Origin of the sequence: Mucilaginibacter yixingensis (genome assembly GCF_041080815.1) — a bacterium.
In the GTDB taxonomy this organism is placed as follows: Bacteria; Bacteroidota; Bacteroidia; order Sphingobacteriales; family Sphingobacteriaceae; genus Mucilaginibacter; species Mucilaginibacter yixingensis.
The window spans coordinates 3,003,748-3,015,389 of the sequence record NZ_CP160205.1; the positions used below are offsets into that span (position 1 = coordinate 3,003,748).

Here is an 11,642-nt window from a genome sequence, read left to right on the forward strand (position 1 = left end):
ACAGATCGATATGAACACGAACACCTTAGACAAACTTCGCAAACTGAAGTTCTATGGCATGTACCATGCCTTTAAAAGCTGCCTGGAAACGGGACAGACCGCAGAATACACCACTGATGAACTGCTGGCCCACCTGGTAGAGGCCGAATGGGACGACCGGCAGAACAGGCGCATAGAGCGTACGATCATGTATGCTAAGTTCCGCTATAAGGCCTCGGTAGAGAACATCCACTACCATGCCGACCGTAGTATCGACCGCAATCAGGTAATGCGCCTGGCAGACTGCCACTTTATTGACCGGAATGAGAACCTGTTGATCACAGGCAGCACCGGTATCGGCAAAAGCTATATCGCTTCTGCTATCGGACACCAAGCCTGCATACTGGGTTACCGCGTGTTCTATGCCAGCACACCCAAACTCTTTGCTAAGCTGAAGATGGCCAAGGCAGATGGTTCCTACATGAAGGATGTAGCCAAACTGGAACGCCAGCAACTACTGATCCTGGATGACTTCGGTATACAACCTTTTGATGCGCAGAGCAGGGCCGCACTGATGGAGATCATTGAGGACAGGCACGGTAAGACATCCCTGATCATCACCTCTCAGCTGCCGGTCAGTAAATGGTATGAGGTCATTGGTGAAAAGACGATCGCTGATGCTATCCTCGACCGCATCGTGCATGATGCGCACCGGATGGAACTAAAGGGAGAGTCGATGAGAAAAAGAAGGCCCGCAGAGCCCGAAAAAAGCTATCTGCAAAACACACTTTAAATAACTACTTTTGACAACGCTTCTACAGCGTTCGCTGCGCTCGTTCGCCAGCACTTTGGGTGGTCAATTTGCCACGGAATCACCTGGTCAACTTCTCCGTATTATACAACGAAAGCGCATAAGCAATTTCTTGAAATTTGCGAATTGATGAGTTTGAATAGAACTCAAATAAAAAATATTAAGGATGCCGTTACTAAAGGTTTAGAAGCAAGTCATTCAGAAAGGCAGCAATTATTAAAGAATAAAAAGAACCAGGTCGAAAACCTACAGGAGAAGTTACTTGCTGTAGAAGAAAAATGGATAAATGATCAAATCGGCAGGGAAACTTATGATCGATGGTCGGGCAATTATAACCGCGATATCATCACTTTAAAAAGTGAAATTCAACGATTGAGTAAAACTGACAGTAGTTTGCATTCATTAATGGAAAGCAACCTATCATTGGCAACTGATATTAAAGGTATCTATGAGAACGCAGACATAGTATCGAAGCAGGAATTCGTAAAACTGGGGTTCGACAGCAATTTGTACTATGAAAATGGCATCTATCGAACCCCTACTATGCTTAGCTGTTTATCGCATAACCATTTGAAAATGAGAGACAAAAACCTACTCATATATGAAAAAAAAGAGGGATTTTCTGAGAAAATCCCTCTGGGTGGAGCCGGAGGGATTCGAACCCTCGTCCAAACATGGTATAATTCAAGCTTTCTACGCGCTTAGTTCTGTTAAATTGTCGGGAAGGGGAAGGTCAGTAACTCACCTATACCTTCTTCCGTAGATGCTTAGTCTCGTTCGCCTTTCGCATCACCGGCAAACCAGTTCAATCTGTTCGATGCCCCTGGTGCTGGTTCGATAGAACAAAAACCAGCGGGACAAAGGCTATGCTAATTCTAAATTAGGCAGCCAGGGCGTAGTTATTTTCGCCATTTGTAGTTTTGAGCGTTCAGATTAAAGCGCTAATTCACCCAACGCGCTGCGTGCTTACCTGATCATCTCCATCCTGTCAATTCCGGTCGACCCCATTGCTGAGTTCGCAGTAACCAGTGGCCAGTGCAGTTAAATCAGAATACAAATATACTAATCGATAAGCTTGCCATCAAATTAAATCTCCGGGGATTGTACTCTATGTAACTTTTGAGTTAACTACCAATGCCAAATACTAAACAACTTATATTAGTAATAACCAACACCATTTATACCACCCTTTATTATGAAAAGCCTGTTACGATTTGCCAAGAAGTCGGCACTTGTTGCTTTGCCATTGCTGTTCATTGTCCAGCTATCAATAGCAGCCGCAGCCCCCCCTCAAGTATCTATTATAAGCAGTAAGCCTCAAAGCGTTATTTTTCTGCATGGTTTAACTAAACTAACCGGTGCGCTTACGGCAAAACACATCCCGTTTGAACAAGTGACCTCGCTTAGCAAGGCAAAGGGAAAAACCCTTATTGTAGCCGGATTAACATCTGAGAACGGTGAGATTGGCTCAATATTGAAGAAATACAAAACGGCGCCCGAATCTGAAGCGCTGAGTATCCATAAAAGCATCTATAAAAACAAACCGCTTTGGGCAATTGCCGGGTGTGATGATAAAGGTGCCATGTATGCCCTGTTGGACGTAGCTAATCGTATCAGTTGGAGCACCAGGCAGCAGCCCATGCGTTATGTTAAGGAGATTACCCAAAAGCCAGATGTAAAGGAGCGCGGCATCTCTATGTACACCATGAACCGCCGGTATTGGGAAAGCCGTTTTTATGACGACAATTACTGGACCACCTATTTTGATATGATGGCGCAAGACCGGCTCAATATGCTCGAGATTATGTTCGGGTATGAGAACGGTGGGTTTATGGCTCCATGCTATCCCTACTTCTTTAATGTAGATGGTTTCCCTGATGTAAAAATTGCCGATATCACGCCCGAACAACAACAGCGCAACCTGGCCACCATGAATCATATTATACAAATAGCGCATGATCGTGGCATTGGCGTACGGCTGGGTATCTGGGATCATATGTATCGTGGTGGCGTTCAGACCGGAGGCAATCCTGACTTTGCTTTTAAAGAAGGGCAACCCCTGCCCTGGCAAGTGAGTGGCTTAAATGCCGGTAACTTGAAAGCTTACACCAAGGCGGCATTTGACAAGTTTGTAAAAGTGATCCCCAATCTTGACGCCGTGTTATTTAAAGACAACAACGAAGGCGGATTGAGCGACAGCGAACTACTGGAATTCGGCTTAAACTTTTTGCGTACCGTAAAAGAGAGCGCCCCAAATATGCTGGTAGATATCCATGCCAAGGGGTTAACCGATACACTGATTCACGCCGCTACTGCTATGGGCGTTAAATTCCGAATCGCACCCAAATATTGGATGGAACAGATGGGGCTACCCTATCATCCTACCCATATTAACCGGGAAGATCAAAAGAATCGCCGGCATGGTTATGCGGATATGCTTACCTATCCGCAACATTACCAGATATTATGGAAGCTATGGAACGGCGGCACTAACCGGGTATTCCTTTGGGGCAGCCCTGATTATGCCCGTCGTTTTGCGGAGAGTGCGCACCTATACAACAGCAGTGCCTACGAGGTTTATGAACCACTGGCAACCAAGATGGAATCGCAGTGGCATGATGTAAAACCATTTGACCTGTTAAACCCTCAGTATCAATATTACCAGTATGAGTTTGAGCGCTACTGGAATTTTTACCAGATGTTTGGGCTGATTGGCTATGACCCCAAAACGCAGACAGACGTGTGGGACAAGGAGTTTGAGCATCGTTTCGGCGCCAAAGCTGCACCTATTGTAGAATCTACGTTGCAGCAGGCCAGCTGGGTGCTGCCGCGCATTGTGGCATCATGCTACCCATATAGCTTCTTCCCTACCACGGCCGCGTGGGTAGAAAAGCAACGCCTTGGCGATTTACCTTTATACGCCAAAGCCGAGGGCAGCGACATACAGCAATTTGCCAGTTTTGATGAGGAGGCCCAGGTGCTGTTAGGCAATCTTGAAACCGCCAAAACCCTACCTTCCACCAGCAGCTACTGGCTGGCGCAAACATCGGCAACCATACTTGAAAAAGTTAATGAGGCCGAGAAAGCCATCGGTACCAAAAACAATAAAGAGTTCAACTCAACAATGGTTGATATGAAGATGTTGGCCAACCTGGCATTGTATCATTCGCGCAGAGTACCTGCCGCCGTTAGCTATTGCCTGTTCCTGCGCACGCAGGATGTATCGGCTTTAGATGCGGCCATTGCCCATGAGCAACAAGCTATTGATGCCTGGCAACAACTGGTAAACGCAGCGGGCAATGTTTATGCAGATAGGATATTGATAGGCAGGCCGGGGCTTTCGGGCCATTGGCGCGATGAATTAGTTGCTTTAAAGGCCGGATTGGCAAAACTGCAAGACCAACGAAAAACATTTGTGGCAAACGGCCCCATTAAACCAGCGCCTCATTACAAACCAGCCACCGATGCCGATAACAGTAAATACTTCGCTATAAGCCATACACCCGTAACCAGCGCTCCCGTTGGCAAACCCATTGCCATCAACATCAAAGTAACTGCACCAGCAGGCATAAAATGGGTGCATTTGCGTTACCGTAGTGTAAACCAAACGCTGGATTATCAGACCTTACCGATGCAGGCGACTGGTCAAAAAGATGTTTATCAGGTTACTATACCGGCTGATCAGATAAACCCGAAATGGGATTTAATGTATCTGATAGAGTTGATGGATAAAAACAACAAGGGGTTCATTTACCCAGATCTGAATAAAGAAACCCCTTACGTGATTGTTAATTTGAAACAGTAGTTTTCGCACCTAACTACAAATCAGATACTTTTTAAGGGAGTCGTTCGATAGATCGGCTCCTTTTTCATTTCTTTCCCTCATCTTGTCATCCTAATTCCAGAAAATCATTCGCAATCGCCATACAACTACAATCCTGCTAACTTCGTCATTTTAAGAACCAATGGCGAAAAGAAATACGATCAACAATATCACCATGAAAGACCGGCTGCGGGCGCTGCGCAACCTGCCGGCATTTTTTAAGCTGGTTTGGCAGTCTGGACCGGGTATGATGCTGGCCAACATTTTATTGCGTTTTGCCAAGGCAGCCATTCCGTTCTTATTACTCTTGGTGGGCAAACTGATTATTGATCAGGTATTACAACTCAATCGCAACCACAGTTCGTTCGCAGAAGTGCATCTCTGGAAACTGGTCGGCGTGGAATTTGTACTGGCCATATTGTCTGACGGCTTATCGCGTGCCATTACGCTGATGGATAGTCTGTTGGGCGATCTTTTCGCCAACCACACTTCGGTACGTATTATGGAGCATGCCGCAACGCTAGATCTTGATCAGTTTGAGGATGCCGTATTTTATGATAAACTGGAGCGTGCACGGCAGCAAACTGTGGGCCGCACGGTGCTGCTCTCTCAGGTAATGAGCCAGATACAAGATCTGATTACTATTGGTTTCCTGGCCGCCGGGTTAGTTGTTTTTAATCCCTGGCTGATTTTACTGCTGGTGATTGCCATACTACCGGCATTTTTAGGAGAATCTTATTTTAACGACGAAACCTATGCGCTGAGCCGCAGCCAGACACCGCATCGGCGCGAACTGGACTACCTGCGCTATATTGGCGCCAGTGATGAGACGGCCAAAGAAATCAAAATGTTTAGCCTGTCGGGCTTTATTGTAGACCGGTTCAAGACGCTGTCAGACAAGTTTTATGTCGATAACAAACGCATCTCGGTCAAACGTTCGTTGTGGGGTACCCTATTTGCATTGCTAGGCAGCGTGGGGTATTATGGCGCTTACGTTTTCATTATTCAGCAAACTGTCAAAGGTGCGCTGACCATTGGTGAACTAACTTTCCTCGCCGGATCATTCCGCCAGTTGCGCACCCTGCTGGAAAGCATCCTGGGCCGTTTTACCACCGTATCGCAAGGCGCTATTTATCTGAGCGATTTCTTTGAGTTTTTTGAGATCGAACCGCAAATCCACAACACCAATCAACCGCGTCCTTTTCCAAACCCCATCAAACAGGGATTTACGTTTGAGAACGTGGGCTTCCGTTACCTAAACAGCGAGCGTTGGGCCAACCGTAATCTCAATTTCACCCTGCGCCCGGCAGAGAAACTGGCACTTGTTGGCGAAAACGGTGCTGGCAAAAGCACACTGGTAAAACTGCTGGCGCGATTGTATGACCCAACCGAAGGCCGCATCCTGCTGGATGGCTACGATCTGCGGGAATATGATTTAAATGATCTGCGCCAGCACATCGGTATCATCTTCCAGGATTTTCTGCGTTACCAAATGACCTTCTCGCAAAACATCGCGGCAGGCAATATTGATCAAAAGACAAACGAAGAACTGATCAAAAGATCGGCCAGGCAAAGTTTGGCAGACGAGCTGGCAAAAAAGCTACCGGCCGGCTACAACCAAATGCTGGGTAAACGTTTCTCGGACGGTGTTGAACTCTCTGGCGGCGAGTGGCAAAAAGTGGCCATTGCCCGTGCCTATATGCGCGATGCGCAACTCATCATTCTGGATGAGCCTACCTCCGCGCTGGATGCCCGCGCAGAGTTCCAGGTGTTTGAGCGTTTTACCGAGCTAACCCGGGGCAAAATGGCTGTACTTATCTCCCACCGCTTCTCCACCGTCCGCATGGCCGACCGGATTGTGGTGCTGGATAAGGGCGAAATAGCAGAGATTGGCTCACACCAAGAATTGCTGGCCCATGGTGGCCGCTATGCCGAGTTGTTTCAATTGCAGGCGGCAGGGTATCAATAAAACCAGTTTAAACTTGTTTCGTTATCAAACTCAGATAAAAACATGCAGACTAAAATATTCTTATACAAAATTGAAGGCATCAACCTTACAGAACAAAACGAGCTATTAAAAGTTAGTCCGGGTTTTGATCGCAAAGAGGTTATTGAAAAATTGAAAGATCAGTTTAAAGACACCAATTACCATGTTGATGAAAACTCGCTCATTTACAAACTGATTGATGAGCAACTTTATATTCAGGGATTGGTCAAAGAAAAAGAAGAACCGAAGGCCGTTGGCTTTACCTTTGGCAAGGGATAAATTTTGTACTTTAGCCAGCATGTTTGAGGTATTTAAGGCCTATGTTTTGCGCCATGCAACCGTGAGTGAAGAAGAGTTTGCCCTGCTAGAAGCTGTTGCCAAACTCAAAAAGCTGCGCAAGCGCCAATACCTGCTGCAAGAGGGCGATGTGTGCCGTCACCACTGCTTTATTACCAAAGGCCTGCTGCGCACTTACGCTGTTGACGATAAAGGCAATGAGCATATCATCCGCTTTGCTATGGAAGACTGGTGGATTAGCGACCGCGAAAGCCTTATGAGCGGCAACCCCAGCAAGTTTAACATTGATGCTATTGAGGATGCCGAAGTGCTGTTATTTGAAAAAGCATCTATGGATATGCTGATGGAAAAGCTGCCGGCTTTCAAGAAAATGATCAGCGAGATTCTTGATAAAAGCTTCATTACCTCACAAAACCGCATTCACGAAGCTATCAGCAGCACTGCTGAGGAAAAGTACCAAAATTTTGTACAGCGTTACCCTGCCTTTGCCCTACGTGCTCCACAGGCCATGATAGCCTCATACCTGGGCATCAAACCAGAAACCTTAAGTCGCTTGCGCAACAAACGCTAACCTACGCGACGATTGACATTTGTCAATTTTTTTCTTAACAAACCTCATCGTTCCAGGTGGCCATTTCGGGGCAACTTTGCTTCATAACAAAAGCAAAATATCATGTCACGTAAATTAGAAAACAAAGTAGCCGTTATTACCGGCGCAACCAGCGGCATGGCTCTGGCCACCGCCAAATTATTTGTAAAAGAAGGCGCATACGTATATATCACCGGTCGCAGACAAGAGCAGCTTGACGCTGCCGTTAAAGAAATAGGACAAAACGTAACCGGCGTACAAGGCGACTCCGGCAATCTGGAAGACCTGACCCGCCTGTTTGATACCATTAAAAAAGCACACGGCCGCGTTGACGTACTTTATGCCAGCGCAGGTGTTGGCCACTGGACAGAAACCATTGAAACCATCACTCCCGAAGAGTACACCCGTGTTTTTGATGTGAACGTTAAAGGCACCATCTTCACCGTACAAAAAGCGTTGCCGCTGTTAAGTGATGGCGCATCCATCATCATGACCGGCTCTATTGCCAGCGTTAAAGGATTGCCTGGCATGGGCATCTATAGCGCCAGCAAAGCAGCCCTGCGCTCACTGGCCCGCACCTGGACCCTGGAATTGCAATCGCGCAAAATCCGTGTAAACGTAATCAGTCCGGGTTCTATAGATACCGCAACATTTGACGGGATCTCTCAGGACGTAAGGGACGCCTTTACCACCAAAATACCAATGGCCCGTTTTGGCGAATCTGAAGAGATTGCTTCTACCGCCCTGTTCCTGGCGTCAACAGATTCCAGCTACATCACTGGTATCGAACTATTTGTTGATGGTGGTTTGGCGCAGATCTAATTAAAGTATCACCGGTCCGCACAAAAAAGCAAGTCGCCCTAGTTTGAGGCGACTTGCTTTTTTATAAAGATTATCCAGATACCATATTAAGCCGCTAACGAGCTTAACTCCGCAGCTAATAAACGCTCTTTTTGATGCTCTGACCGGCCGTGGTTCCAGGTGTTCCAGAAATGAATGAGCAGACCGGCCGTAATTACTACAAAACCCAGACGAGCGTATAAACCGGGTAGCCCTACTCCTTTCAGCACCATTTCGCCAATCAGCGTAAATAAAATCTCCAACGCCTGTGTGGCTTCAATAGCGGCCAGCGCTACGGTATTTTTACTTACTAATTGCGTAGCCTGATAAAAGCTAACCCCACCTATTAATCCTGAAAAAATAGCTGATAACAAAGATGCCTGGCATTGGGTATATGTGGGCGCCCCTGATTTAACATAACCAACAACGCAAAGCACAATCAGCAGCGGTAAACAACCAATGGTCATACCCAGTACACGCTGTAGCGCGTTTAATTCTACTTTCTTGTGCTCAAGATCAACCAGTAGTTTACGGTTGCCCAGCGGCCATACAATAGCACCTACCAGCACTAATCCTAAACTTAACAACATGCTACCCGCGTGATCAAGGCTCCGGAGTTTTTCAAACTGCATCATCACAACGCCGACTAGTATTAGTAAGGTTAAAAGCAACGGACGTTTGGGAATGGCCCGCCGATGATCAGGATAGATCAATGGTGCCAGCAGTATCCCTGCCAAAATATTCAGCTGAAAACCCGCCGCAACCAACCAACCCGGCGCCCATAGCGAGGCCAGCGCCAGAAAGGTGTACAGTACACCAAAGCCAATGGTACCCCATTTAAAGAAAAGCATAGGGTATTGCCCAATGGTTTTCAGCGTGCTCCATAACTGCCGTTTGAACAGCAACACCCCACCCAGGATAGGAATTAAAAATGTGCTGCGTAAAGCGGCCGTCCACGCCCAATAACCACCGGAGCCAGAGATGAGGCTGTTGATGATAAAGGTAGATGAAAGGAATACGGATGCACCTATACCCCAGGCAATGGCAATTAACGTCTTCTTCTGCGCTGTCATGCTGCAAAATTAGTTCGCTAACGCACGCCAATCTGGTACTTTTCGGGTAGTTTACGGATTATATCAGTCGCAGATCACGAAACTCCGCCGGTGTGAGACCTGTGTGTTTCTTGAAGAATCGTCCAAAGAAAGCAGGGTCATTAAAGCCTAAACTATAACTTATGGCTTTAACTGATGATGATGAAATATGCAGTTGAACTTTGCTTTCGGTCAGCAATCGCTCTTTCAGCAATTCTGCCACGGTAAAGCCGGTGCTCTCCCGGCAGATGCGATTGAGCTTTTTGATATCAGCCTGTAGCCTTTCCGCATAAAATGAAGCCAGATGCTCCTGCTTGTAATGCGCTTCGATTAACTGGCGCAGCTGATGAAACTCCGCGCGATGGCTTTGATCTGCCAAACTTTTTGGGTGCTGGCGCTGATGCGCACGATTTGCCTCCAGCAACAACAACGCCGCATAATGGAACAGAATACCCGCATGGACTTTTTCAGCCGATAACTCTATGGATAATTGCTCAATCACCTGCTGAAACAGATTGGCTAACCGCCCTTGCAGATCAATAAACGGGTAAGGCGTGTAGAAATCAAGGATGCCCACCTCGTCTTCATGCCGGTGCAGTTCCAGAAACTTTTTGAACAACTCCTCGCCAAACATAATGAGCCAGCCGTGGCGTTTAAACCTGTCAATTAAATGCACCTGTCCGGGATGCAGAAAGTAGAGGCGCCCGGGCTTCACTTCATATTCTTTGAAATCGATAAAATGACTCCCCTGCCCTTTGGTGATCAGCAGCAATTCATAATGATCGTGCCGGTGCGGCACTTCAGATAAGCTGTTAAAATCTTCATGCATCTCCATCACACGCAGGTAATCCCCCTCCAGCAATTTTTGAAGCGGCAAAGCATTACCCTTGTTACCGACGGATTTATCTCTTTGAGGCATGGCAGATTTAATTGGTTAAATATTGATGCTTTAAAGTTTATTTACAAGAAAAAAGCTCGATTGTGTTAAATCGAGCTCCTCATATCTTATTGTTTTATCGCTTAAAATGCTCTGGCAAACTCTTCCAGTTTGGTTTTACCTAAAACAAGTTTGTGCTTTTAGTGCTTCTTAAAGATCATCATCAAGATGAGTACACCAATTAATCCGAGCAATACCCAGATAAACGTTCTCATTTTTCCTAATTGCTCATTTTGCGTAGCCAGGGTGTGAATCATGGTATCTTTCTCCCGCAACTTGTTTTCCGTACGTGCCTGATCTTTACGCAACCGGGCAATTTCGCGCTCTAGTGCCTCTACATCAGGTGACGGTGCGGATTGTACTTCGGGCTCTGCCGATTTAAATATGACTTGTTCAAGGATATCAATTTGAGCAACCGGCATAGGCTCTGGCTCTGGCACAGACTTAGGCCCAGGTTGCAATACCTGTTCATTTTCAACAAGTTGCTGCTCCTCTTCTACTACTTCATCAGCATTCACGGCAGCAGTTTCAGGTTCCGGAGGTTCAACTGATGCAGCAGGCAGATCAATCTGTTCTTCCTCTTTAGTCTCCAGTAACTCGTATTGCTCTTGTTCTTCCTCTTCTTCCACCGACGGTTGGAACGACATTTGGAACTGTGCAGATGATTCTTGCTCTGCCGGGAACTCAACTTCAAAAATCACTTCTCTTGTTTGCTTGGCGGGTGGAGTAGTCAATGTCTTTTTAACTTCTTCATCTGCTGCTTCGTCAACAAGATTATCTTGATTGGATACTTCTTTGGTTATTAATGGAGCCTGCGCTTTCTGCAAGTCCTCCGCCACAGGTTCTACCTCAGGCTCTGAAAAAAGGGATGGTTTCTTTGCATTTGCACGCGCTGGCTCGTTAACATTATCTACAATACCATTCGCCTCTGTTTCCTGCGGTTCTACCTGTGCTGAGAAACCGCCATTGCTCAGGAACGAAACAGCCATGCTATCGCGGGTAATCAGTTCTGGCAAACCGTGTGCAGTCTCGCGTCCTGACTTTACCACCAGACCAACATCTACCAGCACATCTACAATTACAGCAGCCAGCTCCTCATCGCCACCAAAAAGCTCTAGGATCTGCGCCTGGTTTAATTGATCAGCACCAGCAAACGCCTCCAAAACTGCATCGAGCATCCCCGCTTCAAATTCATTGATATCCATCATGGCAAAAGTAACCGATTTTGGCAAAACACCTAATTAAACAACCAGTTTTGATTTAGCTTTTAGCTAAAAACGCAGATAAC

At 46.5% G+C, this 11,642-nt stretch carries 9 protein-coding genes and 1 other RNA gene; 6 read left to right on the forward strand and 4 right to left on the reverse strand.

What is annotated here, in order from left to right; genetic code table 11:
- The first annotated feature begins 10 nt into the window (after positions 1–10).
- Positions 11–772, forward strand: coding sequence for an IS21-like element helper ATPase IstB (istB, locus tag ABZR88_RS12210; RefSeq protein WP_107831783.1), 762 nt, complete (start codon positions 11–13; stop codon positions 770–772).
- 656 nt (positions 773–1,428) lie between these two features.
- Here the strand turns inward: istB and ssrA are convergent.
- Positions 1,429–1,796: a transfer-messenger RNA gene (gene ssrA / locus ABZR88_RS12215) on the reverse strand.
- A 189-nt stretch (positions 1,797–1,985) separates the two neighbouring features.
- Between ssrA and ABZR88_RS12220 the strand changes: the two genes are divergently transcribed.
- The 5 genes from ABZR88_RS12220 to ABZR88_RS12240 all read left to right on the forward strand — a co-directional run bounded on the left by ABZR88_RS12220 (position 1,986) and on the right by ABZR88_RS12240 (position 8,308).
- On the forward strand, positions 1,986–4,595 hold the full coding sequence (locus tag ABZR88_RS12220; protein ID WP_107827068.1) for a hypothetical protein: 2,610 nt from the start codon (positions 1,986–1,988) through the stop codon (positions 4,593–4,595).
- 160 nt (positions 4,596–4,755) lie between these two features.
- Positions 4,756–6,582 carry an ABC transporter ATP-binding protein gene (locus ABZR88_RS12225; RefSeq protein WP_107827067.1) on the forward strand — a complete coding sequence of 609 codons (1,827 nt, stop codon included), beginning with the start codon at positions 4,756–4,758 and terminating at the stop codon, positions 6,580–6,582.
- Between the two features lie 42 nt (positions 6,583–6,624).
- On the forward strand, positions 6,625–6,879 hold the full coding sequence (locus tag ABZR88_RS12230; protein ID WP_107827066.1) for a hypothetical protein: 255 nt from the start codon (positions 6,625–6,627) through the stop codon (positions 6,877–6,879).
- A 19-nt stretch (positions 6,880–6,898) separates the two neighbouring features.
- Positions 6,899–7,468 carry a Crp/Fnr family transcriptional regulator gene (locus ABZR88_RS12235; RefSeq protein WP_107827065.1) on the forward strand — a complete coding sequence of 190 codons (570 nt, stop codon included), beginning with the start codon at positions 6,899–6,901 and terminating at the stop codon, positions 7,466–7,468.
- 102 nt (positions 7,469–7,570) lie between these two features.
- Positions 7,571–8,308, forward strand: a complete 738-nt coding sequence (locus tag ABZR88_RS12240; protein WP_107827064.1) for an SDR family NAD(P)-dependent oxidoreductase — start codon at positions 7,571–7,573, stop codon at positions 8,306–8,308.
- Positions 8,309–8,394: 86 nt separating this feature from the next.
- On the opposite strand, the gene ABZR88_RS12245 is transcribed toward ABZR88_RS12240, so the two are convergent.
- From ABZR88_RS12245 to ABZR88_RS12255, 3 genes are all read right to left on the reverse strand, one after another.
- The gene (locus ABZR88_RS12245) at positions 8,395–9,399 is read right to left on the reverse strand and encodes a multidrug resistance efflux transporter family protein (RefSeq protein ID WP_107827063.1); all 1,005 of its coding nucleotides are present in this window, start codon (positions 9,397–9,399) and stop codon (positions 8,395–8,397) included.
- Between the two features lie 58 nt (positions 9,400–9,457).
- Positions 9,458–10,336 carry a helix-turn-helix domain-containing protein gene (locus ABZR88_RS12250; protein WP_107827062.1) on the reverse strand — a complete coding sequence of 293 codons (879 nt, stop codon included), beginning with the start codon at positions 10,334–10,336 and terminating at the stop codon, positions 9,458–9,460.
- A 158-nt stretch (positions 10,337–10,494) separates the two neighbouring features.
- Positions 10,495–11,562, reverse strand: coding sequence for a hypothetical protein (locus ABZR88_RS12255; protein WP_146166472.1), 1,068 nt, complete (start codon positions 11,560–11,562; stop codon positions 10,495–10,497).
- Positions 11,563–11,642: the final 80 nt, after the last annotated feature.